Annotated in this window: 23 protein-coding genes; 7 read left to right on the top strand and 16 right to left on the bottom strand. The window is 38.5% G+C overall.

What is annotated here, in order from left to right:
- Nucleotides 1-102: 102 nt before the first annotated feature.
- Nucleotides 103-1,440, top strand: coding sequence for a neutral/alkaline non-lysosomal ceramidase N-terminal domain-containing protein (locus tag L2B55_RS00385; protein WP_237848277.1), 1,338 nt, complete (start codon nucleotides 103-105; stop codon nucleotides 1,438-1,440).
- 90 nt (nucleotides 1,441-1,530) lie between these two features.
- Here L2B55_RS00385 and L2B55_RS00380 read toward each other — a convergent pair whose 3' ends face one another.
- Together L2B55_RS00380 and L2B55_RS00375 are read right to left on the bottom strand one after the other, a co-directional pair.
- Nucleotides 1,531-2,514, bottom strand: coding sequence for a hypothetical protein (locus L2B55_RS00380; protein WP_237848269.1), 984 nt, complete (start codon nucleotides 2,512-2,514; stop codon nucleotides 1,531-1,533).
- A gap of 134 nt (nucleotides 2,515-2,648) precedes the next feature.
- Nucleotides 2,649-3,779, bottom strand: coding sequence for a hypothetical protein (locus L2B55_RS00375; protein WP_237848261.1), 1,131 nt, complete (start codon nucleotides 3,777-3,779; stop codon nucleotides 2,649-2,651).
- A gap of 252 nt (nucleotides 3,780-4,031) precedes the next feature.
- Between L2B55_RS00375 and L2B55_RS00370 the strand changes: the two genes are divergently transcribed.
- The 3 genes from L2B55_RS00370 (at nucleotide 4,032) to L2B55_RS00360 (ending at nucleotide 7,067) form a co-directional block, all read left to right on the top strand.
- The gene (locus tag L2B55_RS00370) at nucleotides 4,032-5,069 is read left to right on the top strand and encodes a dipeptide epimerase (protein ID WP_237848253.1); all 1,038 of its coding nucleotides are present in this window, start codon (nucleotides 4,032-4,034) and stop codon (nucleotides 5,067-5,069) included.
- 155 nt (nucleotides 5,070-5,224) lie between these two features.
- Nucleotides 5,225-6,187 carry a glycosyltransferase family 2 protein gene (locus tag L2B55_RS00365; RefSeq protein ID WP_237848245.1) on the top strand — a complete coding sequence of 321 codons (963 nt, stop codon included), beginning with the start codon at nucleotides 5,225-5,227 and terminating at the stop codon, nucleotides 6,185-6,187.
- Nucleotides 6,153-7,067 carry a lysylphosphatidylglycerol synthase transmembrane domain-containing protein gene (locus L2B55_RS00360; protein ID WP_237848243.1) on the top strand — a complete coding sequence of 305 codons (915 nt, stop codon included), beginning with the start codon at nucleotides 6,153-6,155 and terminating at the stop codon, nucleotides 7,065-7,067. The genes L2B55_RS00365 and L2B55_RS00360 overlap by 35 nt, the downstream gene beginning before the upstream one ends.
- Here the strand turns inward: L2B55_RS00360 and L2B55_RS00355 are convergent.
- Complete coding sequence (locus tag L2B55_RS00355; RefSeq protein WP_237848240.1) at nucleotides 7,062-8,021, bottom strand: GDP-mannose 4,6-dehydratase; 960 nt, start codon at nucleotides 8,019-8,021, stop codon at nucleotides 7,062-7,064. The two genes, L2B55_RS00360 and L2B55_RS00355, sit on opposite strands and share 6 nt — an antisense overlap.
- A gap of 43 nt (nucleotides 8,022-8,064) precedes the next feature.
- Between L2B55_RS00355 and L2B55_RS00350 the strand changes: the two genes are divergently transcribed.
- Both L2B55_RS00350 and L2B55_RS00345 read left to right on the top strand, forming a co-directional pair.
- Nucleotides 8,065-9,645 carry an ArnT family glycosyltransferase gene (locus L2B55_RS00350; protein ID WP_237848238.1) on the top strand — a complete coding sequence of 527 codons (1,581 nt, stop codon included), beginning with the start codon at nucleotides 8,065-8,067 and terminating at the stop codon, nucleotides 9,643-9,645.
- Between the two features lie 4 nt (nucleotides 9,646-9,649).
- Nucleotides 9,650-10,273, top strand: coding sequence for a phosphatase PAP2 family protein (locus L2B55_RS00345; protein ID WP_237848225.1), 624 nt, complete (start codon nucleotides 9,650-9,652; stop codon nucleotides 10,271-10,273).
- On the opposite strand, the gene L2B55_RS00340 is transcribed toward L2B55_RS00345, so the two are convergent.
- The 3 genes from L2B55_RS00340 to L2B55_RS00330 form a co-directional block, all read right to left on the bottom strand.
- On the bottom strand, nucleotides 10,270-10,725 hold the full coding sequence (locus L2B55_RS00340; protein WP_237848217.1) for an META domain-containing protein: 456 nt from the start codon (nucleotides 10,723-10,725) through the stop codon (nucleotides 10,270-10,272). The genes L2B55_RS00345 and L2B55_RS00340 overlap by 4 nt on opposite strands.
- A gap of 176 nt (nucleotides 10,726-10,901) precedes the next feature.
- Entirely contained in the window at nucleotides 10,902-11,090 is a 189-nt protein-coding gene (locus tag L2B55_RS00335; protein WP_237848210.1) for a DUF6358 family protein, read from the bottom strand.
- Between the two features lie 5 nt (nucleotides 11,091-11,095).
- Nucleotides 11,096-11,413, bottom strand: a complete 318-nt coding sequence (locus tag L2B55_RS00330; RefSeq protein WP_237848208.1) for a rhodanese-like domain-containing protein — start codon at nucleotides 11,411-11,413, stop codon at nucleotides 11,096-11,098.
- 158 nt (nucleotides 11,414-11,571) lie between these two features.
- On the opposite strand from L2B55_RS00330, the gene L2B55_RS00325 reads away from it, so the two are divergent.
- Nucleotides 11,572-13,422, top strand: coding sequence for a M61 family metallopeptidase (locus L2B55_RS00325; RefSeq protein WP_237848206.1), 1,851 nt, complete (start codon nucleotides 11,572-11,574; stop codon nucleotides 13,420-13,422).
- A gap of 57 nt (nucleotides 13,423-13,479) precedes the next feature.
- Here the strand turns inward: L2B55_RS00325 and argH are convergent, their stop codons facing one another.
- The 10 genes from argH to L2B55_RS00275 all read right to left on the bottom strand — a co-directional run bounded on the left by argH (nucleotide 13,480) and on the right by L2B55_RS00275 (nucleotide 23,669).
- The gene (gene argH / locus L2B55_RS00320) at nucleotides 13,480-14,811 is read right to left on the bottom strand and encodes an argininosuccinate lyase (protein ID WP_237848203.1); all 1,332 of its coding nucleotides are present in this window, start codon (nucleotides 14,809-14,811) and stop codon (nucleotides 13,480-13,482) included.
- An 83-nt stretch (nucleotides 14,812-14,894) separates the two neighbouring features.
- On the bottom strand, nucleotides 14,895-15,713 hold the full coding sequence (locus tag L2B55_RS00315; RefSeq protein WP_237848200.1) for a class I SAM-dependent methyltransferase: 819 nt from the start codon (nucleotides 15,711-15,713) through the stop codon (nucleotides 14,895-14,897).
- Between the two features lie 110 nt (nucleotides 15,714-15,823).
- Entirely contained in the window at nucleotides 15,824-16,885 is a 1,062-nt protein-coding gene (locus L2B55_RS00310) for a M20 family metallo-hydrolase (protein ID WP_237848191.1), read from the bottom strand.
- A 97-nt stretch (nucleotides 16,886-16,982) separates the two neighbouring features.
- Entirely contained in the window at nucleotides 16,983-17,801 is an 819-nt protein-coding gene (proC, locus tag L2B55_RS00305; RefSeq protein WP_237848190.1) for a pyrroline-5-carboxylate reductase, read from the bottom strand.
- Between the two features lie 26 nt (nucleotides 17,802-17,827).
- Nucleotides 17,828-18,175 carry a transposase gene (locus tag L2B55_RS00300; protein WP_237848171.1) on the bottom strand — a complete coding sequence of 116 codons (348 nt, stop codon included), beginning with the start codon at nucleotides 18,173-18,175 and terminating at the stop codon, nucleotides 17,828-17,830.
- A 112-nt stretch (nucleotides 18,176-18,287) separates the two neighbouring features.
- Entirely contained in the window at nucleotides 18,288-19,073 is a 786-nt protein-coding gene (gene argB / locus L2B55_RS00295) for an acetylglutamate kinase (RefSeq protein ID WP_237848169.1), read from the bottom strand.
- 71 nt (nucleotides 19,074-19,144) lie between these two features.
- Entirely contained in the window at nucleotides 19,145-20,110 is a 966-nt protein-coding gene (locus L2B55_RS00290) for a Rossmann-fold NAD(P)-binding domain-containing protein (protein WP_237848167.1), read from the bottom strand.
- 93 nt (nucleotides 20,111-20,203) lie between these two features.
- Entirely contained in the window at nucleotides 20,204-21,346 is a 1,143-nt protein-coding gene (locus L2B55_RS00285) for an aspartate aminotransferase family protein (RefSeq protein ID WP_237848159.1), read from the bottom strand.
- A 40-nt stretch (nucleotides 21,347-21,386) separates the two neighbouring features.
- Nucleotides 21,387-22,394, bottom strand: coding sequence for an N-acetyl-gamma-glutamyl-phosphate reductase (gene argC / locus L2B55_RS00280; protein ID WP_237848157.1), 1,008 nt, complete (start codon nucleotides 22,392-22,394; stop codon nucleotides 21,387-21,389).
- Between the two features lie 87 nt (nucleotides 22,395-22,481).
- The gene (locus L2B55_RS00275; protein WP_237848143.1) at nucleotides 22,482-23,669 is read right to left on the bottom strand and encodes an argininosuccinate synthase; all 1,188 of its coding nucleotides are present in this window, start codon (nucleotides 23,667-23,669) and stop codon (nucleotides 22,482-22,484) included.
- Between the last annotated feature and the right edge of the window lie 40 nt (nucleotides 23,670-23,709).

Below are 23,709 nucleotides of genomic sequence, written 5' to 3'. Positions count from 1 at the left end.
AGATCCATACCCACGCAGAAAATTCTCTTTCATAGCATGATTTTTGAATACTGATATATTTTCACCGATTTTTGTTGGGTAACATTTCAAAATAATCCTAAGGTGAAAAAGTTTTTCAGAATTCTTAATGGTACTATCGTGATATTAATCTTTTTGGCTTTCCTGATGTTTAAGTCTAATGATGATACTCCTTTGGAGCAAACAGATTATTATTACCAAACCATGAAGATTTTAGCCGCGCTACAGCCTCAAAAGGGTTATGGTTCGCAACTAAAGTGCGGATGGTCCAAAAAGAATATCACACCAGATTTTAAGGTACATATTGCAGGGTATGGCGTTCGCAAAAAGGATTATGACTCTGTACACGACAGTATTTTTGTGCGTACTATGGTGTTTGATAATGGCTTGCAAAAGGTTGCGCTGGTTTCACTGGATTTAATGATTGTTCCGCCTCTGGTTGTTGAAAAAGTTATGCCACAACTGAAGCAACAAGGTTTTTCACGTGGGCAAGTTTATTTAGGGGCTACCCATACACACAGCAGCGCTGGCGGCTGGGCAAAAGGTATTGGCGGCTGGTCATTAGCAGGGCCATTTGAGCAAAAAATGATTGATAAAGTTGCCTATGCAATTGTTAGTTCGGTAAAGGAAGCTGTACGAAGGCAATCAATCTGTAGTATTGGTTTTCAAAAAATTGAAGCAGGTGACTTGGTTGCTAACCGTTTATTGGGTGATAGCTATCCTGAAGATCCTTGGTTAAGGGTGGTTAAAGTTGAAAAGGAAAACAAGGAAACAGCTATGCTGATTACTTATTCAGCGCACGCTACCTGTATTGAAAAAAAGGATAATCAGGTTAGTTGTGATTATCCGGGAATGCTGGCTGCAAAAATGGAGAAGGAAGGTGATTGCAATTTTGCGACTTTCTTTGCAGGTGCCGTTGGCAGTATGCGCCCTACTGTTGATAGCCTGAAAGGCTTTAAGAGGGCAGAGGTGCTTGCTGAAAAACTTCAGCAAAGAATAAAAGCCCACTCATCAGAGTTGAAGACCGATACATCCTCTTATATAGAATCAGCCTATTTGCCTATGCTGATGCACGAGCCACAATTGCGTTTGAACGATTATCTGCGTTTGCGTCCTTGGTTGTTTAATGCTTTGTTGGGTAAGCAGGAAATCGGCATAAACCTGCTACAGCTGGGAAATATCTTGTTAATTGGCACTCCTTGCGACTATTCCGGGGAGTTGGTAAATAAAAACGAGCAGCTCGCTGCTTCAAAAAATAACAAATTGTTAATTACATCATTCAACGGGGGCTATGTGGGATACATCACGCCTGATCAATACTATGATAGTGTAAAGAGAGCTGAAGTGCGCGAAATGAACTGGTATGGCCCCAATAATGGCAGGTACTTCAGTGAAGTAGTGAATGGATTGATTGTTAAATAAATTGATTTCAACTTCCCGGCGCAATTCACAAAAATTGATTGCCGCCGGTGTAAAGGCAAAGTTGTCATCTATTGTGAAGATAGCTTTTGGTTAATAAGGCAGATCAACCTTCTCATTAAAGCCACCTTGCTCATTCACTAAAAAAGTCATCGGGTTATCCGGATTTTTGTAGATTTCAAATAAAACGATTCCCCAAGGTTTCCAAAAGGCTTCTAAAACCTGACAATAGGTTTTGTTGTTCCAGCTGTCAAACAAGGCTTTGCCTTCTCCTCCATGAAGTGGCATGGCACTAATGGTATATTTATTCATTTTTTCAGAAGGAGGCAGGCTTACATACTGCGGAATGCGATTAAAAAGATAAGCCGAATAATAAAAACGCGCATTCATTTCTTGAAACTGAATTGGATGTAGTTCTTTTCCGTTAATCAGTTCCAATGCCGGGCGATGCAGGCGTTTATTTTCTCCGTTATCCTGCATGCATACCACAATGCCAAAGCCGTTCATTTGTAATGAAGCAACAAGGGTGTTCATTTCGTTGCGGTAGTCAAAGCGGTCTTCACTTTGCTTAACCTTAAATACACTTACCGACCATGGTTTAAAATCTTCATACTCTGTTGGGATGAACAAGGTCTGAAGGAAACGCAGATGGTTAGAAAATTTATTGATCAATGTAGCGGAAAACGAAAGGGGTTCTCCGGCAGGTTTTTCCAGTAATGCAATCTGTATTTCATTAAAAATGATGCCGTACATAATTTTGCCAAACCACAGAAAGATTTCCTGCTCACTTAAATCTTTAACAACATCATATCCACTTGTAAAAGCGTGCTCAATTTTAGCTTCAAACGGATTCAAAACGTTATTTAACAATGCATTACTTACAGGTACTTTCAATTTGCCATAAGTAGCGTATTTCTCATTCAAATGACGGAAAGGCTTATCATTAAGGTCAAATCGGTTCTGCAGCCAAAGCGGAAAAACTTCTGTTTTTTGTTCAGTTGAGTCAAGTGTTTCACCGCTCAGGTAGCAGGTTTTATTTCCAAAGTTGAAATTATCAAAAGGAGTATGAAGGTTCATGCAATGCAAAATTTAATTAACATTCAATCTAAACCCTAAAGTTTCTTGAATGTTTACAGCGAGGCAAAAATAAGGATTAAAAAAATAGCCGGTCAAAAGAGATTTGAACCGGCTATTAAAAAGGTTATAGCTAATTAATTGGCATAATATCTTTTCAACTTATTTGTCAACTGATCATAAATAGGGCGAGTAAACTCCACAAATAAATCCTGAGGAGGAGGAGGTAAGATTTCTTTACGATTACAGATTGAAAGCTGGTCTTTTGTCAAAGCTCGCTCATCACCGTTAAAACTTCCCCACTCGTGGGCCCAAACAAAGGTTCCCGGAAGGCGGTCCTGAAACACAACATTGTTGGTTCTTGCATCAGTAAGACGTAAGTTTAGTGCTCCTGAAGTAGATACTTCTTTTCTAAAAATTTTCACCTTAGCTTTTACTGTGCCATATGCATTTCTTCCGTCAATCTTTCCAACAACAACAGAGTCTTTCTTCATTTCGAAATTGTTTTCTTTGACATAGGTGTTGCCAACAATGTACTCGTCAAAAGATAATTGCAGTACTTGATCAGGTTGTTTTAAGCCGCTTTGATTAAAATCTTTAGCCGTATAAAAGGCAACAAAAGAGTTGTTACGGTTTGAAAGATTATTAAGGTATTTCCAAACCTGTTCCCTAAAAAACTCATTGCTTAAGCTGAAAGCACGACTTTTAACAGGAATATCTTCCACTAAAACCTTTACGGTAGCTTCCCAATAGGCATCTTGTGCTTTTTGGCGTGCGTCTTTATAACCAGGGTATAATTCTTCTGCGGCCATGTAATGTTCATAAGCCGAGCGGGCATTTTCGCGATAGCCAATTATGATCTCCTTTTCAGCCAAATCGTAGCGAACATCGGCAGCTTTTAGAAACGCTTCACTTTCTGCTGATTTAGAGCTTTGAACCGGACCAATAATTTTCAAGCAAGCCGGACAATAATTCAACTGGTTTATAAGAGCATTGATTGCCTGATATTCACGGGCGACTTTTTCCCAGCGGTATACATCGTTTGAAAGCTTGGCTTCGTTAATAATCCGTAAGTGATCGTTTACGGCAAAGTCAAATGCATCTTTTAAAACAGCAAGTGCTTTTCGATCGGTTGGGTCTTTTTGTAACCTGCTTACCGATTTTGAAAAAGCTTTGGTGTACTCACCTTTATCAAATGAGTTTTTGGGAGAAGCACAAGCCGCAGCGATAAACGCTCCTAACAATAGTGCCCGTAAACGTTTCTTCATTCGTTTTGTTGGTTTAATATTTAATTATCTCATTACGGTAGTTAACCGAAATGAAAACCTGGCTAAAAATAAGGCACTTTTAGTAATTTCTATAGAAATTATTAATCTGATAAGTAAATCATCGTAAAGTGTTCTTTTGATTAACCAGAAAAGCGATTATAAAAATTGAAAACAAATAATCTCATATTAATTTTAACTTGGCAGAAATGTTTTTGATGTAGAAATACCTTTCTCGAATTAAATAATCCAAACATGAAATTAAGTTTCAGCGCGTTTGATTTACAGTTGAAGTATCCCTTTACCATTGCTAATTTTTCTCGCACTTCAACTCCACTAATGCTTACTCAAATTGAGCATGAAGGTATAGTTGGCTTTGGCGAAGCCTCTATGCCTCCTTATCTGGGAGAATCGCATCAAACAGCTGTTGACTTTTTGTCGAAACTTAATTTAAAACAGTTTTCATCAAACCCAAACATTGAAGAAATACTCAACTATGTTGATGCTGTTGCACCTGGAAATCCTGCTGCTAAAGCTTCAATTGATATAGCCTTACACGATTTGATGGGGAAGCTAAACGATAAGCCTTGTTACACTTTGTTTAATAGCCAGCCCAATCAAATGCCTGTTACAAGTTGCACTATAGGAATTGATAATCCTGAAATAGTGAAAAAGAAAGTGCTTGATGCCGGGGAGTTTAGGGTGCTGAAAGTTAAGTTGGGAGGGGCAAATGATAGGGAAATGATTGAAACCATCCGTTCAATTACCGATAAACCATTGTATATTGATGCAAATCAGGGGTGGAGGGATAAATATGAGGCCTTAGACAAAATAAATTGGCTTGCCCAGCATGGAGCCATGTTTGTGGAACAAGCAATGCCCAAAACAATGATTGATGAAAATGCATGGCTGACAGAAAACTGTCCCATCCCGACTTTTGGAGATGAATCCGTTCAGCGATTTGCAGATGTTGAAAAGGCAAAAGGCGTTTTTTCAGGTATAAATATAAAGTTGATGAAATGCACAGGCATGCTAGAGGCATCAAAAATGATATCCCGAGCACGTGAGTTGGATTTACAGGTAATGATCGGCTGTATGAGCGAAACCTCCTGCGCAATTATGGCTGCAGCAGCCTTAGCTCCATTATGTGACTATGCCGATTTGGACGGGCCCTGGCTTACTGTAAATAAGCCTTTTGAAGATCCGGTGTTAAACGCTGGTAAAATAGTACTACCACAAATTGCTGGCTTGGGAATTCGACATAGCTATAAAATGGAGATAAATATTGGGTAGATAAGCATGCTCGACCTCTGGAGTTTCTTGTAACTGACCCATATAAATCTTAAATTACTTAGGTGTTACCTATTTGTATAAACAACTTAAACTTAACAACAGGGTAACATGGGATAAATAGTTTTGACTGCTGACAGCTTAACTGATCTAACTGCATGAGAGAACTTTCTGTAGTGGTTACCGTAATGAATGAGGAGGATAATATTTCGCCCCTTATTGATGCTCTGCGTCAAGCACTTGACGGCATTGATTATGAAATTGTTTTTGTAGATGACGGCTCAACAGATACTACCCGGAAAAAAATAATCCAGCATTCTGATCATCGTGTGAAACTGGTTGAATTGCGCAAAAACTATGGGCAAAGCACCGCCATGACTGCTGGAATTGATAACTCGGGTGGTCGGTATATAGCCATGATCGATGGTGATTTGCAAAATGATCCAGCAGATATACCGTCGATGCTCATAAAACTTAAAACCGAAGATTGGGATGTTGTTGCGGGGGAACGGGTGAATCGTAAAGATGGGGTATTGTTACGTAAAATACCGAGTCAGATGGCCAATGCAATGATTCGCAGTATGACAGGGGTACATATTCGTGATTATGGTTGTACTCTAAAAGTATTTAAACGTGAAATAGCCGAAGATTTGGGCATTTACGGTGAATTGCATAGGTTTATTCCTGTTTTAGCAAAGCTACAGGGAGCAACAATTACACAAGTTCCGGTAAAACATCATCACAGGAGATTTGGAAAATCAAAATACGGAATTAACAGAACGTTTAAAGTGATAAGTGATGTGATGTTGATGGTGTTTTTCAGGAAATATCTTCAAAAGCCCATGCATTTATTTGGTACCTTGGGATTTGTTTCCACGTTTTTAGGAGTGCTAATTAATGTTTACCTACTTGTACTGAAATTAAGGGGCCAGGATATTTGGGGTAAACCAATGTTAATTGCAGGAATTATTTTGTTGATAGGAGGGATTCAGTTTATTACAATAGGAATTTTATCAGAAATTAGCATCCGTACTTACTTTGAATCTCAAAACAAGAAAACATATCAAATAAGAAGAATTGTTGTGAATGGACAGCGACAAGAAGTGGTGGAGCATTATTAAGTTATTGCTTAAACTAGCAGTAACTGTATTTTCTTTATGGTGGGTATCTCGTAAGGTGGATGTAAATGAGGTTATGATGGCTTTTAAAACCACAAACCTTTGGTACGTGCTGCTTGCGGCACTCTTTTTTATCCTTTCAAAAATAATTTCATCAATTAGGCTTAATGTTTTCTTTCATGCAATTGGCCTGTATTTTTCTCAGCTAATCAACTTGCGGCTTTATTGGCTTGGGATGTTTTACAATCTATTTCTTCCAGGAGGAATCGGAGGTGATGGATATAAAATCTGGTGGCTCAACAAACAATACCAAACTTCGGCAAAAAAGCTGTTTTGGGCAGTTTTTCTTGATCGTGTAAGTGGCTTAGTTGCACTGGCATTATTGATTTTAGCTTTATTATTAGTTGTTCCGCTACCCGATAAATTAAATACAGGTTTAGCTGGAATTTCTTTACGCCAAATTATAATTATCGGAGCATTTGTAGCTTGTATTGCATTTTACCTGTTTTATTATTTATGGTTCAAGGAGTTCTTATCCTCCTTTTTTAAAACAGGGTTACAGGCACTGTTTGTGCAGCTGGCGCAAATGGTAAGCGTTTTTTTCATTTTGAGGGCTTTGGGGATAAAAGGTCATCTTCTTGAGTATGAACTAATCTTTCTTATTTCGTCAGCAATAGCTGTTTTGCCATTTACAATAGGAGGTTTGGGAGCCCGTGAATTGGTCTTTCTATTCGGATCTTCCTATTTACTGCTTGATATGCATTTCGCTGTTACCATCAGTCTGTGGTTCTATTTAATTACAGCAGCGGTATCATTTATAGGTGTTTATTATGTTTTTAACCAAGAGAGATTAACGGTGAGCGAACAACATAAAGGGCTATAAGATTGATTTGTTTACGCAATACCATTCATAGAACTTTTGCAGACCCTCTTCCAGTTTTGTTCTAGGTTGATATCCTAATAATCGATAAGCCTTTGAAACATCAGCATAGGTTTGAGGAACATCGCCAGGTTGGAGCGGTAGGGGGTTAATAATTGCTTTTTTGTCGCAAACTTTTTCAATGGCCTTTATTAAGCTGTTTAAGGTTACTGTTTGGTGGTTGCCAAGGTTGATAATCTCATACAAAGTTTCATCGTAATCAATACAAGCCTTAATGCCTGAAACAATATCATTTATATACGTATAATCTCTACTGGTACTGCCATCTCCAAAAACCGGAATGGGAGCATCCTGCATTATCGCCTTAAAAAATTTATGAATAGCTAAATCAGGGCGCTGACCAGGTCCGTAAACGGTGAAAAAACGTAAAGCCAGAAATCGGATGCCATACAGATGGCTATAAACATGGCCAAGTTGTTCGCATGAGAGTTTGGTACTGGCATACGGACTGATAGGCATTAAGGGTTCGTTTTCTTTCCATGGGGTGTTAGGGTTAACACCATACACGCTACTTGATGAAGCAAAAATAAACTGTTTAATTCCCTTGTTTTTTGCAAATTCAAGCAGATTTTGTGTGGCGCTAACATTGGCTCTTTGGTAAGCTAAAGGCTGCTCAATGCTGGGCCTTACGCCGGCCTTGCCTGCTAAGTGAATAATTATATCGAAAGTTCCTCGCAATTGTTCTTTTATTGATTGTTCGTCGGCAAGATCGAATTCCAATAATTCAAAATTAGGGTGATGTGAAAGAGATGCAAGGTTCAATTCCTTAACTTTCCGTGAATAAAAAGGATCGAAATTATCAACACAAGTAATTTTAAATTGCTCTTCAGTTAACAATTGTTTGATAAGATTGCTCCCGATAAATCCGGCGCCGCCAGTTATTAAAAGGTTTTTCATCTAATGTTTTGCGCTATAATTGCTACTATCAAATATAACTTGAATGAGTAAATCCTTATTAAGAAATAACACTAATAATAATTTGTTAATACTGGTCATAGTGTTGGCTGTTGTAAGTTATTTTTTTCATTTGGGTAAAACACCTGTTTATATTTTAGATGAGGCAAAAAATGCTCAATGCGCCCGGGAGATGATGTTGCGGAGTGATTGGATTACACCTACCTTCAACAATGAATTACGAACCGATAAACCTCCTTTGCATTATTTCTTTATGATTTGTGCCTATAAATTGTTTGGAGTAAATGAGTTCTCGGCACGTTTCTTCTCAGCGGTATTCGGGGTATTTACAGTGTTGATTCTGTTTTGGTTTACACGTCGGTTTTTAGGCGAAAAAACAGCGTTTTTTGCTGCATTAGTGTGGTTAGTGTCAATTAACCTGAATCTGGAATTCCACCTGGCAGTACCTGATCCTTATCTGATTTTCTTTGTATCTACTGCGATGTTTTCAGTTTATACATTTCTGGAAACAAAATCTAAAGGGTGGTTGTACCTATTTTATGCACTGCTAGGATGTGGAACATTAACCAAAGGTCCGGTTGCCCTTTTTTTACCCGTATTAATTGTATTCATCTTTCTGCTCTTTCAGCATCGGTTTACTTTAAAAACAATTTTTGGGGAGCTACAACCTTTTGTAGGCTTGTTCATCATTCTGTTGATTGCAGCCCCTTGGTACATTGCGGTTCATATTGCTACAGATAGTGCTTGGACAAAGGGATTTTTTCTGGAACATAACTTAAACCGGTTTTCCGAAATTAAAGAAGGCCATGGAGGTTTCTTTGGATTAACTGCAATTTTTGTTTTTATCGGTTTGTTGCCTTTCTCAACTTTCATTGTACAAACAGTTAAACAATCGTATCGAACATTTGGCCATCCTTTTATTCAGTTTTGCAGTATTTCAGCTTTAGTCTATGTAGTTTTTTTTACAATATCAGAAACTAAACTGCCAAACTATACAATGCCGGCCTATCCGTTTTGTGCGGTGCTAATAGGAAACTTTTTAAGTGCTATTGCCCAATACAACCCCAAGTCAGTCAAGCTATCGTCCTTCTTCAACGTGATTCTATTCTTTGCCTTGCCCTTTGCTCTTTATTTTATCATCCGCTCTGAAGCTCCTATTCGAAATCATTCGGAGTTGGCCTGGTGGTTTACTATTCTTACAGCTGGGGCAATTTTTTCGTTATGGTACTTTAATAAAAGCGAGTGGGATAAGGGAATCTATGCAATGGCAACGGCTTTTATCTGCATGAATCTGTTGTTTATGGGGTGGATATATCCTAATGTGTATTCTGAAAATCCGGTTAGCAGATCAAAACATTTATTGGATTCGAATTCTCCCATATGTGCTTATAAACGCTATAATCCGGCATTTAATTTTTACTTAGCAGAGACTGTGCAATTGTTTGAAGATAAAGATTCGTTAAGTAGGTTTCTTCAAGGAAATCCAAATGCCAGGGTGATCACCCGCAAGGAGTTTGAAAAAGATTTAAGCGCACTTAAACTTAAAGTGTTATTTGAAGGAAAGGATCTGTTTGAATCGCCTGTGTCTGTAATTTTAGCTAAATAATATCATGGAAAGCTTATTGTATAGAAATCGCCTGTTCCTTTGTGGCTATACCTTCCTGCTGGTTTTAACATTGTTTTTTTTGAATGTTTATGGTAAGGATGGAACCTTTATGTCGATAAATAGCAACCATACTAAGGTGTTTGATTATTTCTTTTGGTTGATAACCTATTTAGGAGATGGTATTTGCTATTTGCTGCTGATTGCTGTTTGTTATTTTATTGACCGTAAATGGTTTTATATTTCTTTATGCAGTTTTGTTGCTACAACTTTTGTGGTTCAATTGCTTAAACGATTGATGGTAGAACCGCGCCCCTTAGATCATTTTCAGGATGTTGCTCATCTGCATTTATGTGATTGGGTTAATGTGCATCATACTAACTCATTTCCCTCTGGTCATACTGCATCGGCATTTAGTATGGCTTTCTTGCTTGTAAACATGGTTAACGATAAGCGATGGGGATTATTAATCCTGTTTCTGGCAGCTCTGGTAGGTTATTCCAGAGTGTACTTAGCCCAGCACTTTTTGAGTGATGTTAGTACTGGTTCATACATTGGGATTACGGTTACCATATTAAGCATTTATGCTGTAAATGAACACCAATTTAACAAAATGAGGCTAAGTATTTAATTAGGTTTAGTTGCAGGAGGTATAGGCGGTACTGGATTTTTACTGCGGGTGTATGATGCAATTTGCTTTGTGCCCTGATAAAGAATGAGTTTTTTGCCGTTTAATTTGTAATTGTCAACTGTTTCAAGCAATCGGAGGTATTCCCGTTCAGCCTGCATTTTAGGACAAGCCATTTGGGTTGAGAAGATATCTGCTAGGTGCATTTTGGAGCCTTCAGTAGTAAGCTTGCCGCCAATGGTGTTGCAGCCTGTTGATCCACTAAATTTATTCTGAGATTCGTCGAAGGTTAGAAATATTTGGGCTTTAGGGTTAACAATGTAATCAATCACCACTCCTTCTACTTCATTGAGTTCCCAACGGGTATTGTTAATTGATGCATCTTTAGTGCTGCCGCAAGACGTGATGGTAACAAATAGCAATGCTGATAGGTAGTTAAATAGATTGTTTTTCATAACAGATCTTAAATTTAGATATTAAAGGATAGAAGAGATGATCCTCTTAACTCTTCTCTTAAATCTAAAGAAAAAAGATGGCTTTTAAGCTAATATTTAACGGTTAATTGTGAATAAAACAAAAAAGGTAAGCAGATTTTAAACCAGCTTACCTTTTTTAACTATTTATTTAACGCTTACTTTCTTTTAAGTTCCTGATGCACGTTACGCACATACATAACTTTGATGGCCAGGAAAGCTAAAAAAGCAATTGCAGAAATACTTACATGAATCCAGTTGCGCGCTTCAAATGTATATAATAGCATAATGAAGGAAATGAACAACATAATGGTAATGCAGGTATTTAAAAGAACTTTCTTGCCCATAGCTTTTAGCTTACTTTTAAACTCGGGTCAATTTCGGCAGCCCAAGCCAAAATACCACCTTGTAAGTTAGCGAGATTAGTAAAGCCAAATTGTTGTTCTAACTGCATGATGGCAGCAGCACTACGTTTGCCACTACGGCAGTGAACCACCACATCTTTATCTTTTGAGATTTTGTCTGATTCTAACAAAATATTACCTAATGGAATTAAGGTACCTCCAATATTTGCATCCTGATATTCAAATTCTTCACGAACATCAATTAGCTGAAAATCTTCTTGGTTATCTATTTTTTGCTTTAACTCTTGTACTGTGATTTCTTTCATCTTTTTTTAGTATTAATTAAGTTAAATCTAGTTATAAAATTAGTACAGACGACTAATTTCATTTTAGATTGTTTTGTTTTAGTTTAGGATTTACAAAGATACAAGTTTAAAAAACAACATTCGTTTTGCAAAGTAATTGGTACAACAACCACATACATATGAAAATTAAATACTTAACTGCCTTTATTACACTGCTGTCTTTTTTTATTACAACTCCAGTATGGGCTCAAATTACTCAATACGAAGTCTCTTTTCCGAACTATAAACATCATGAAGCTGAAATTAGTTTGTTGGTAAAGGAGTTGAAGCCTGGGGCTGTTCAGTTTAGGGCTAGCCGCTCTTCTCCGGGACGCTATGCAACACATGAGTTTGGTAAAAATATTTATAATGTGAGAGCATATGACCCTGCGGGGAGAGAATTAAGGGTAAAGCGCTTACAAGGTGATGTATATGAAATTATTGGACACAATGGAGCTGTCAGGTTAAACTATACTTTATTTGGCGTTCGTGCTGATGGTACTTATGCTGATATTGATGAAACACAAGCCCATTTGAATATTCCAGCTGCGTTTATGTGGACAAAAGGCAGAGAAGGGAATCCAATTGAAGTGAAGTTTAATATTCCCGAAGGGCTAAATTGGAAGGTGGCATCTCAGCTGAAACCGCTATCTAATGGGCTGTATCAGGCCCCAAATCTTCAGTATTTTATGGATAGTCCAACTGAATTGAGCAATCATTTTCAACGTAGTTGGAAGGTGAAAAATCCAGATGGAAAAGAACAAACTATTAGTTTGGCTTTGAACACCTCCGCTAATGACTCTGAAGTTGATAATTACACTAAAATGGTGAAACGTTTGGTGTTAGAGCAACAGCTGGTTTTTGGTGAGTTTCCTAACTATGATTTCGGTCATTATACCTTTATACAAAATGTTAATCAGTTTGTAGACGGAGATGGAATGGAGCATCGGAATTCAACAATTATTACAGTCCCAAATACATTCTCTGGAAATGAGAAAAACTTATTAGGAACCCTTTCTCATGAATTTTTTCATCAATGGAATGTGGAGCGTATTAGGCCGAAGTCATTAGAGCCGTTCAATTTTGAACATGCAAACATGAGTGATGAGTTATGGTTTGCTGAGGGTTTTACTAGTTATTACGGTACTTTGCTACTTAAGCGAGCTGGTTTTTATTTAATTGATGAATATTGCATGCGTTTAAACAACTGCATTAATAGTGTGTTGGTAATGCCCGGGGCTCAAAAATATTCGCCTGTAACAATGAGTAATCAAGCGGTGTTTGTGGATGCCGGTGTTGCAATAGATGAAACCAATTACCCCAATATGTTCGTTTCTTACTATCCGTACGGAGAGGCTACAGCGTTAGCACTTGATTTAAGATTAAGAACCGAATTTAAAAACTTGAATTTAGATGATTATATGAAATTGGTTTGGCAAAAGCATGGTAAAAACGAGCTGCCTTATACTTGCGATGATTTGCAAAGTCTTTTAGCCCAATACACGAATAATAAAACCTTTACTGATGATTTTTTTAATCGGTATATCTATAAGGCAGAAAAGAATAACTATGAGAAATTATTAGGTAAAGCAGGATTATTATTGCGTAAGTCTGCTCCAGGCAGAGCCTGGATAGGGAATTTTGGATCTCAGCCGATTGAAAATGGAAGTTTATTGATCACATCTGTCACACAACATGGATCACCTATATATAATGCAGGAATTGATATAAACGATGTGATTGTAAGCTTGGATGGTAAACAAATTAAAGGCCCTAATGATTTACAGAGTATATTGGTAAGTCAAAAACCAGGCGATAAACTATCGGTGGAATTTGTTCACCGTGGGATGAAGAAGAATTCAGAAGTGGTACTTCAGGAAAACCCTCGTTGGGAGGTGATAACTTATGAAAATGCCGGCTTGGATGTTTCTGAAGAGATGAAGAATTTAAGGAAGGAATGGCTTGAGTCAAAAATGAAGCTCGGTTACTAAACTAAAAGGGTCTTGCAAATGAATTATGCAAGACCCTTTTTAGTTTAAGAGTTATGCTTATGCTAAAAGCTTCTCAACAGCCATTTCTACCTTTTCGAACTCAAATCCTGAGATCACCTTTTCCATAGCAGCCTTAATTTGAGCAGTGCACAAATTGCCGATACTGCCTTCGTGGGTATGATTGATACTTTCCGGCACCTCAAAATTACCGTCCTCAATAGCCAAACCTACGTTTTTATAGGCTTCGCGGAAAGGCACTCCTTGCAATACCAGGTTATTTACCACTTCAACACTGAAAATATACTTATACTTTTCATCACGAGTGATATTATCATTGCAAGTGATATGCTGCAACATGTAGTTGCAAATTTGCAGGCAGTCGGTTAGTTCTTCAAAAGCCGGGATTATAAGGGCTTTGGTAATTTGCATATCACGGAAGTATCCGGATGGCAGGTTATTGGTGAGTAAAGTTAAGTCATTGGGAAGCCCTTGCAGCTTATTGCATTTTGCCCTGATCAACTCAAATACATCCGGATTCTTTTTGTGCGGCATAATGCTTGAACCGGTTGTTAAATGATCCGGAAAACTAATAAATCCAAAGTTCTGGCTGATGTATAAACAAACATCGTAAGCAAATTTCGACAGGGTTGTAGCAACAGAGGCCAATGCCATTGAAACAATTTTTTCCGATTTGCCTCTTGTCATCTGTGCATATACGACGTTATGATTCAGTGCACCAAAACCCAAAAGCTCAGTGGTCATGGTACGGTTAAGCGGGAAAGATGAACCGTAACCGGCAGCAGAGCCTAATGGATTTTTATTGGCGACTTTGTAAGCTGCGAGGAGCAGCTCCATGTCATCAACCAATGACTCGGCATAAGCTCCAAACCAGAGCCCAAAAGATGAAGGCATAGCTATTTGCAGATGCGTATAGCCTGGCATTAGCTTCTCTTTGTGTTCTTCGCTTAATCGCTGCAAAGTTTCAAACAACTGCTTGACATGGGAAACAACCTGCATTAATTCATAACGCAAGTATTGTTTGATGTCTACCAGAACCTGATCGTTACGCGACCGTCCACTATGAATCTTTTTGCCGGCATCTCCAATGCGTTGAGTTAACAAATATTCAACCTGTGAGTGAACGTCTTCAATTCCTTCTTCTATTTTAAACTCTCCATGTTCAATTTCACTATATATTTTTACCAGTTCTTTTTTTAAGGTTGAAAGGTCCTCTTTGCTCAATAAACCTATGCTTTCTAGCATGGTGATATGTGCAATAGAGCCCAAAACATCAAATGGCGCCAGATACATATCTAACTCCCGATCGTTACCTACTGTAAACTGTTCTACTTCTTTTTGTACGTTGGTGTTTTTAGCCCAGAGTTTCATCTTTTAGTATTAGAAAGATTTGAATTGATTATACCCATTGAGCAATGGATAATTTTCAAATCTCCATGGTTTCAATCTCAAATTCACGAAGTATGTGCTTTTGCCTGCACAAACGAATAAAAAAATACTGCGTTAGGGTTTTTGGCAACAGTTTTCATTTCCTCTTTTACTTTTTCAGCAATTTCAGGTTCTACATAGCCTGACTCAATTAAATTTGGCATGCCACTCATTAATAAATCAGCCCAGAAATTAATCATTTCAGCCCTTTTGCCTGGCTGACGATTATCCAGGTGAATGGTTTTAACCATTGTTTGAATATTCGTATAACCCACACTTTGCAGCATATTGCCAAGCTTGGCCCCAATAAACGGATCTCCACCCATGTCGTACTGCAAATCGTTATAACGCATCCAATATTGCCAAGTACTAGGTGAGTAAGGGTCGAGAAAAAAACTCGAGTTCAATACTTCCGTCAAGTACACCACACTACCTGGCTTAAGAACCCTTCTTATCTCTGAAAGTACTTTTACCGGGTTAGGAATATGTTCCAATACCCAGCACAAAAATGCTCCGTCAAATTTTTCATTTGATGCAAAATCCATATCGGTTGCATCCATTTGTTTTATTTCATACCGGCCCTTTGCAACTGCATTATGCCCTAAATATTGTTGAGCGGTAGCAATTTGTGTTTCCGAAAAATCGATACATGTTAGTTGTGCTCTAGGAAACCTTCTTAGTAAAATTTCACTTTGAGCACCGACTCCGCTACCCACTTCCAACAGGTTTTCTACAGACGATAAATCAATATCGTGATAGATATAGTTTTCCAAAAAACGAGCCTGACGCATTAATCGCTCTTGTTCCGTTTTTGAGAAACCGTGCAAGTATTTTTCTTTTAGCATGTTGAATTAATGATGGGGATACGGGTTTAAAATAACGAGCTAGCTATAATTCTAATTTAATTAATATACAGGAATCAGCGTTATTAAACTTGTAATTCGTACTCTCTAATCTAACATACTACTTGCTCTAATATTTTTATATACAGGTCAATCCCTTCTTCTATTTCGTTCAAATAAATGTATTCGTCAGCGGTGTGCGAACGAGCAGAATCACCGGGACCAAGCTTTAACGACGGCACAGGAATCAATGCCTGGTCAGAAGTAGTAGGAGAGCCATAGGTGGTTCTTCCTAAGGTTAATCCAGCTTGTACGATGGGGTGAGTTTCTGCAATTGATGATGAGCGCATTCGCATTGAACGAGGCGTTACTTCACTGCTTACGTTAGCCCTAACAGTTTCCAATAGTTCTTCATGAGTATATTGCTCTGTTACCCGTATATCAACAGTAAATTCACAGCGATCCGGAACAACATTATGCTGAGAGCCTGCATTAATTATGGTAACGGACATTTTTATAGGCCCCATAAACGGAGATACCTTTGGGAACTGGTACGTGCTGAGCCATTGAATGTCTTTAATGGCTTTGTAAATAGCATTGTCACCCTCCTCACGTGCAGCATGTCCTGATCTTCCGTAGGCCACACAGTCGCATACCATTAAACCCTTTTCGGCAATGGCTAAATGCATTTGTGTGGGTTCACCAACAATAGCAAATTCAACCGGACCTAGTTCAGGAACGATTAATTCAATGCCATTATAGCCTGATATTTCTTCTTCTGCCGATGCTGCAAAAGCAATGTTATACTTTAAATCTTCCTTTTCATGGAAATAAAGGAAGGTAGCCATTAATGATACTAAACATCCGCCGGCATCATTACTGCCTAAACCGTATAATTTACCATCTTCAACAATTGGGCTAAATGGATCCTTTGTATATCCTTTATTAGGCTTTACAGTATCGTGGTGCGAGTTTAACAGCACGGTTGGCTTTTTAGGATCATAATGTTTATTAAAAGCCCAGATATTATGGATCTTACGGAATGTAAAAACGCTGCGTTCTTTCAAAAATGCTTCAATTACATCTCCTGTTTGATCTTCTTCCTTACTAAACGATTGAATAGAAATCAGCTTTTTCAGCAACTCTATTGCATCGTGTTTAAGTTGATAAGTCATTCTTTAATTCTTTACAGCTTTCTTCATGTCGAAGAATGCTAAGCTTCGAATAGATTCTTTAAACGGTTAATTGTTGCCCGCAAAGGCGATTGCAAAACTAAGAATCCTTCGAATACAATCCACCGGCTTTTATAGCAGAAGTACAAATACCTTTTATTAATGCTGAACTAAAGCCTTGATGCTCCATTTCATTTAATCCGGCGATGGTACAACCACGTGGAGAGGTTACTTTATCAATTTCATGTTCAGGGTGAGCGCCTTCACGAGCTAGCAATGCAGCAGCTCCTTTAGCCGTTTGCACCGCCATGTTTAAAGCTTCTTCTGAATGAAAACCTATTTCAACCCCGCCTTGCATAGCAGCACGAATAGAACGTAAAAAGAAAGCTATGCCGCATGCGCATAAAGCTGTAGCAGAGGTCATTAACTCTTCTTTGATTTCTTGGGTGATACCAACTGTGTTGAAAATATTGTTCACTAGGTCCTTACGTTCAATGCTAACACCATCAAATGCAATACAGGTCATTGATTCGCCAACCGATATTGCCGTATTGGGCATTGCACGAACTACTGCCGGCGCTTTCCCTAAATTATCTTTAATGTCCTGAATGGAAACACCGGTTACTAACGAAATAATCAGCTGTGATTCATTTACAGATCCCTTGACTTCGGCCAGTAATCCATTTAGTTGCTGGGGCAGAACTCCTAATACAACTATATCGGCGTTTTTTATCGCTTCGTTATTGTTATTGGTGATTTTGAAACCCTGAATGGAAAAAGGTTGTAATGCACCTAAATTACGGCGGGTAATGGTAATTTGCTCAGGTTGATAAGTGCCTGATTTTATCAGTCCTTTGGCTAAGGCCAATCCAATGTTTCCACCGCCTAAAATGGCAATGTTGAGGTTTTTAGTTGACATAATGATAAAGTGTATGAAGCTGTGAACTACCCATTTGCTAAAGACAAATGGGCTTCGGACTTCAACGCCTTGTGCTTCTTTTCAGAAGTCTTATTTAAGGCTCTGCCCGTGTTATCGGAGAGTTCCGCCCCGATTATTCTTAATCCTTCTTCAAGGATATTTTTACTTGCATTTATGTCCCTGTCTAAAGTATGCCCATTTGGACAAGTCCATATTCTTTCAGAAAGAGTTAAGTCCTGATGGATATATCCACATTCGTTGCAAGTCTTTGACGATGGATAGAAGCGATTGATTTTAACTATTCGTTTATCATTCCAGCTTGCTTTATATTCTAAAGGCTTCTCCTGAAACAGTTCGTCAGTACATCCTTTCACAAGGTTAGCGTTTGTCCCTTACATCCCTCCCATCGGCTAAAGACTGATGGGTTTTACGCTCCTTTTATAAATATTTCTTCATAATGGTTTAGCGTTGGTGGCGCCAAGTTTATTATGATATTTGAGTCCCCGTATTTTCTGACTCGTTAATGAGTTTTGGCAGGCCATCGGCGTGCATAATGTATACAGATTTTACACCTTTATTAATTGCAGCAAAGGCGTTATCTAATTTTGGAATCATCCCGGCAACAACAACTCCTTTTTCTTTCAGTTCTTCAAAATAAGGCTTTGATATCTGAGGAATTACTTTTTCCTCAGCATCTAACACCCCCTCTTTCTCAAAACAATAAATAAGGTTTACATTAAAGTTTTTGGCCAGTGAAACTGCTACAGTTGAGGCAATAGTATCGGCATTGGTATTTAATATATTACCTTGCTGATCGTGGGTTAAAGGAGCCAAAATAGGGGCAAGGCCACTTTCTAACAATATTGAAAGTACTTGGCCGTCCATTTTGTCTTCTTCAACATCTCCCACAAACCCATAATCAATTTCCTTAACCGGACGCTTATGAGCAGGAATAATATTAGCATCAGCTCCTGTTAAACCTATGGCATTGCAACCCTTTGACTGAAGCTTGGCAACTAGGTTCTTATTAATCAAACCTGCATATACCATGGTTACGATTTTCAGCGTTTCACTATCGGTAATTCTGCGGCCGTCAACCATTTTAGCCTCAACGCCTAAGCCCTTACTTATTTCTGTAGCAACCTTTCCACCACCGTGGATCAATACTTTTAAACCTTTAAGGTGTGCAAAGTCATTTAGAAAAGAAGTTAATTTCGTTTCGTTATCAATGATGTTTCCGCCTACTTTTATGATGTTAACAGTTTGCTGCATATGTGATTAGTTCATAAAAGTGTAAAATGCGGATTTATATTTGCTCATTCTTCACTTATTACTACTCTTTTTTATAGTTTATTACCTTCGATCAATTTTTTTAATACGGTTTGAGCAGAATAAACCCGGTTTGCCGCTTCATGGACGACCAGTGAGTTTTGTCCGTCCAAAATATCATTACCTAATTCTAAACCTCGGCGAACCGGTAAGCAATGCATCACTTTAGCGTTATCAGTTAACTTAAGTTTTGCGTTATCCATCATCCATCCATTCCCATCGGTTAGTATTTCGCCATATTGATTATAGCTAGACCAGTTTTTTACATAAACGAAATCAGCCCCACTTAATGCTTCGTTTTGGTTTGTAGTTATTGTTGCGCCCAGGGTGAACTCTTCGGCTAATTCATAATCTTCAGGATGTGTAATTACGAAATCAACCATATCCATTTCCTGAGCTTTAACCATCCACTCTGAAAATGAATTGGAAACTGCTTGAGGCAATGGTTTTATATGCGGAGCCCAGGTTAAAACCACTTTAGGTTTAGGCTTGGTCGCATGCTCTTTAATAGTAATAATGTCGGCAAAACTTTGCAAAGGATGACGAGTAGCACTTTCTAACGAAACAACAGGCACTCCACTGTATTTGATAAACTTATTCAAGACCTCTTCACTATAATCCTCATGTTTATCTTTCAGGTTAGGGAAACAACGTAACCCTAAAATGTCACAATATTGGCCTAGAACGGCAGCTGCTTCTTTTATATGTTCAACGGTTTGCCCGTCCATAATGACATCATCATTCATTTCAAGACGCCAACCTTCCTTATCCATGTTAATTACCATGGTGTTCATTCCCAGGTTCATGGCTGCTTTTTGGGTACTCATACGGGTACGTAAACTAGGATTCAAGAAAACAAGTCCTAGTGTTTTCTGACCACCAATATCAACAAAGCCTAAGGGGTCCTTTTTGATTTTCAGCGCTTCGTTAACCAAAGCGTCCAAATTAGGAACATCGTGGATTGATGTGAAGTGTTTCATTTTTGAGATTTGAGATATGCGCCTCTAAGTCCGTTTATTTAGTGCTTTTTGCGCTTTTTCAAAATATTAATTATTTCTTTTGCCTTGTTAAAACTATTGAGCAACTGCCAAAGAATTCATTACCTGAGTAAAAGCTTTCAGGAAGTCATCCGCTTGAGCTTTGGTAATATTCAATGGAGGTAGCAAACGGATAGTGTTTTGTTTACCAGAAACGCCTGTTAAAATTTTATGGTCAGTCATTAGTTTCTTACGAACGTCGGCGTAATTGTCCAACTCCAAGCCAATCATTAAACCGTAACCACGCACATCTTTCACTCCTTCAAATTTGTTTAGAGCCTCTATTAAGTATGCACCAATTTCGGCAGCATTTTGTTGCAGGTTTTCTTGTTTGATGATATCGCAAACTGCAATGGCTGCTGCACAAGCTAAATGGTTGCCTCCAAAAGTAGTACCCAGCATACCGTGCTTAGCCTCAATATGTGGAGCGATGATAATCCCGCCAATAGGAAATCCATTTCCCATACCCTTTGCCATGGAAATAATATCGGCTTTTACCCCAGAATGCTGATGGGCAAAGAATTTGCCAGAACGTCCGTACCCCGACTGAATCTCATCTAAAATCATTAACGCGCCAAATTTGTCGCAAAGTGAACGGATTTTTTTCAAGAATGAATCAGTTGGAACTTGTACTCCTCCAACTCCTTGCAAGCCTTCAACAATTACACCGGCAATTTCATTGTTCATTACTGCTTCTAATGCATCCTCATCATTAAATGGAACGAAGATGATATTGCTTGTCTCATTTACAGGAGCGATAATTGATTTGTCATCTGTTGCAGCAACAACAGCCGAAGTACGGCCATGGAATGATTTACTGAATGCCACAATCTTTTTTCTTCCAGTATGGAAAGAAGCCAGTTTTAGTGCGTTCTCATTGGCCTCGGCACCCGAATTACATAAAAACAGGCTGTAATCATCATAACCACCGGTAAGCGCCCCTAATTTTTGAGCAAGCTCTTTCTGAATGGGAATTTGCACTGAGTTAGAATAAAAACCGATTTTATTTAACTGCTCAGTAATCAGTTGTACATAATGCGGATGCGAGTGACCGATAGAAATTACCGCATGACCGCCATATAGATCTAAATATTTATTGTCATTTTCATCCCAAACGTAAGCACCTTCTGCTTTTACCAATTCGAAAGGGAATAATGGATATACATCAAATAATTTCATTTTAAAAGATTTTTTGGGATGAGGCAAACGCTCATCGAGGTTAAAATCCAACTGGTTTCAAATTTAGTCCCGCTTTTTCATCAAGACCAAACATTAAGTTCATGTTCTGAACAGCCTGGCCTGAAGCCCCTTTTAGCAAGTTATCAATGATGCTGAGTACCATTAACTTATTGCCGTGTTTTTCTACATGAACAAGACACTTGTTCGTGTTAACCACTTGTTTCAAATCGATATTTTTATCTGAAACATGTGTAAACGGATGAGAAGAGTAGAAATCTTTGTACAGTTTTTCAGCTTCTTCCTGAGTACCATCAAACTCTGTGTATGCCGAAACCATAATGCCTCTGGCAAAGTCACCTCGGTAAGGAATGAAATTGATATCCTTTTTGAAGCCATTATGCAGCTGCTTTACACTTTGAGTAATTTCTTTTAAATGTTGATGACCAAAGGCTTTATAAACCGAAAGATTATTGTTTCTCCACGAAAAATGAGACGTTTGGCTTAATGATTGCCCAGCACCGGTAGAGCCCGTTGTTGCCGAAATATGAACATCGCTGTTCAATATTCCTTTTTTTGCCAATGGTAATAATGCCAGTTGAATACAGGTGGCAAAACAGCCTGGATTAGCAATGTTTTGAGCTTGTTTAATTTCTTCCCTTTGAAGTTCTGGTAACCCATAAATAAAGGTTCTGGGCCCTTCTTCTGCGCTTAAAACGTGCCCGTTATCTTTCTGTAACCTGAAGTCTTGACTAAGATCAATGATTTTAATTTTTGGATTGAACAGGTTAGTTGCAAGGAATTTTTTAGCATCACCATGTCCAACACATAAAAATAAAACATCAATATTCTGAGATGTTTCAGATGCAAATTTTAAATCAGTATCGCCTAATAAATCAGTGTGAACATCTGAAATAAGGTTGCCGGCGTTACTGTTGCTATGTACAAAGACAATATCAACGTTGGGGTGATTGATAAGGATGCGCAATAACTCGCCTCCGGTATAACCCGCACCGCCGATAATGCCTGCCTTAATTGAAATTTGAGACATTGAAAATTAGATTTTAGATGAAGGTTGAGATTTGAAAAGCCGATAAACCTAAGCTGACTGAATTTTTCAAATCTCAAGCCATATATCTTATAAGTTATTCACTTTATGATAAATACTTACCTGGTTGCCAAATATTTTGGTAAAGCCTTTTACGTCTTCACCAGTCCAGGCGTTGTTCATTTCACCATAGCTGCCAAATTTGGCGCTCATCAAATCATGGTCAGATTCAATTCCGGTAACCATGAACTGGTAAGGTTTTAATGAAACAAACACCTTTCCGCTGACAAATTTTTGAGTGCTTTGTAAAAAGGCTTCTATGTCACGCATAGTTGGATCAAGCAATTGTCCTTCGTGTAGCCAGTTGCCATAGAACATCGCCAATTGGTCTTTCCAGTATAGTTGCCATTTTGTAAGCACATGTTTTTCGAGTGTATGGTGGGCTTTTATGATGATCAGGGGAGCCGGGGCTTCAAATCCCACACGGCCTTTGATGCCAATAATGGTATCACCTACGTGAATATCGCGACCAATTCCAAACGGAGCAGCAATGGCAGTTAATGCTAAAATAGCATCAGAAGGTTTCTCAAATTTATCTTCATTAATGCCTTTTAATTCACCCTGTTCGAAATGAAGTGTAATATTTTCAGGTTCTGACTTGGTTACTTGAGTTGGCCATGCACTTTCAGGTAAGAAGCCATGTGAGGTCAATGTTTCGGCACCACCTACAGAAGTTCCCCAAATACCTTTATTGATAGAGTATTTTGCCTTTTCAGCGCTGTACACAATTCCGTGTCCAGCAAGGAATTCGATTTCTGCCTCTCGTGAGAGTTTCATGTCACGGATAGGGGTAATAATTTCCACCTCCGGAGTCATGATTTGAAATACCATGTCAAAACGTACCTGGTCATTACCTGCGCCGGTAGAACCATGTGCAATTGCATCAGCTCCAATTTCTTTTGCATAGCTGGCTATGGCCATAGCCTGGGCAATACGCTCAGCGCTGACAGATAATGGGTAAGTATTGTTTTTAAGAATATTGCCGAAGATGAGGTATTTGATGCAACTTTCGTAATAGTTGTCTATTTCGTTAATGCATCGGTAACTTTTGGCGCCCAGGGCGAGGGCTCGTTGCTCGATTTGAACTAATTCTTCTTTACTGAAACCGCCGGTATCAACCGTAACGGCATGCACTTCCATGTTTTTTACCTTTGAAAGGTACACGGCGCAATATGAGGTATCTAAGCCGCCGCTGAATGCCAAAACTACTTTTTTCATTTTTGCTTTAGAATATAAAATTACAGGTGTTAGTGATCAG

The sequence above is a fragment of the Solitalea lacus genome, from assembly GCF_022014595.1.
Lineage (GTDB): Bacteria > Bacteroidota > Bacteroidia > Sphingobacteriales > Sphingobacteriaceae > Solitalea > Solitalea lacus.
This window is presented reverse-complemented; position numbering and strand designations above follow the sequence as displayed.

Coding starts and splice junctions, on each gene's coding strand:
- L2B55_RS00380 (WP_237848269.1), bottom strand. CDS start 2,514: ATGAACCTTCATACTCCTTTTGATAATTTCAACTTTGGAAATAAAACC.
- L2B55_RS00375 (WP_237848261.1), bottom strand. CDS start 3,779: ATGAAGAAACGTTTACGGGCACTATTGTTAGGAGCGTTTATCGCTGCG.
- L2B55_RS00370 (WP_237848253.1), top strand. CDS start 4,032: ATGAAATTAAGTTTCAGCGCGTTTGATTTACAGTTGAAGTATCCCTTT.
- L2B55_RS00365 (WP_237848245.1), top strand. CDS start 5,225: ATGAGAGAACTTTCTGTAGTGGTTACCGTAATGAATGAGGAGGATAAT.
- L2B55_RS00360 (WP_237848243.1), top strand. CDS start 6,153: ATGGACAGCGACAAGAAGTGGTGGAGCATTATTAAGTTATTGCTTAAA.
- L2B55_RS00355 (WP_237848240.1), bottom strand. CDS start 8,021: ATGAAAAACCTTTTAATAACTGGCGGCGCCGGATTTATCGGGAGCAAT.
- L2B55_RS00350 (WP_237848238.1), top strand. CDS start 8,065: ATGAGTAAATCCTTATTAAGAAATAACACTAATAATAATTTGTTAATA.
- L2B55_RS00345 (WP_237848225.1), top strand. CDS start 9,650: ATGGAAAGCTTATTGTATAGAAATCGCCTGTTCCTTTGTGGCTATACC.
- L2B55_RS00340 (WP_237848217.1), bottom strand. CDS start 10,725: ATGAAAAACAATCTATTTAACTACCTATCAGCATTGCTATTTGTTACC.
- L2B55_RS00335 (WP_237848210.1), bottom strand. CDS start 11,090: ATGGGCAAGAAAGTTCTTTTAAATACCTGCATTACCATTATGTTGTTC.
- L2B55_RS00330 (WP_237848208.1), bottom strand. CDS start 11,413: ATGAAAGAAATCACAGTACAAGAGTTAAAGCAAAAAATAGATAACCAA.
- L2B55_RS00325 (WP_237848206.1), top strand. CDS start 11,572: ATGAAAATTAAATACTTAACTGCCTTTATTACACTGCTGTCTTTTTTT.
- argH (WP_237848203.1), bottom strand. CDS start 14,811: ATGAAACTCTGGGCTAAAAACACCAACGTACAAAAAGAAGTAGAACAG.
- L2B55_RS00315 (WP_237848200.1), bottom strand. CDS start 15,713: ATGCTAAAAGAAAAATACTTGCACGGTTTCTCAAAAACGGAACAAGAG.
- L2B55_RS00310 (WP_237848191.1), bottom strand. CDS start 16,885: ATGACTTATCAACTTAAACACGATGCAATAGAGTTGCTGAAAAAGCTG.
- proC (WP_237848190.1), bottom strand. CDS start 17,801: ATGTCAACTAAAAACCTCAACATTGCCATTTTAGGCGGTGGAAACATT.
- argB (WP_237848169.1), bottom strand. CDS start 19,073: ATGCAGCAAACTGTTAACATCATAAAAGTAGGCGGAAACATCATTGAT.
- L2B55_RS00290 (WP_237848167.1), bottom strand. CDS start 20,110: ATGAAACACTTCACATCAATCCACGATGTTCCTAATTTGGACGCTTTG.
- L2B55_RS00285 (WP_237848159.1), bottom strand. CDS start 21,346: ATGAAATTATTTGATGTATATCCATTATTCCCTTTCGAATTGGTAAAA.
- argC (WP_237848157.1), bottom strand. CDS start 22,394: ATGTCTCAAATTTCAATTAAGGCAGGCATTATCGGCGGTGCGGGTTAT.
- L2B55_RS00275 (WP_237848143.1), bottom strand. CDS start 23,669: ATGAAAAAAGTAGTTTTGGCATTCAGCGGCGGCTTAGATACCTCATAT.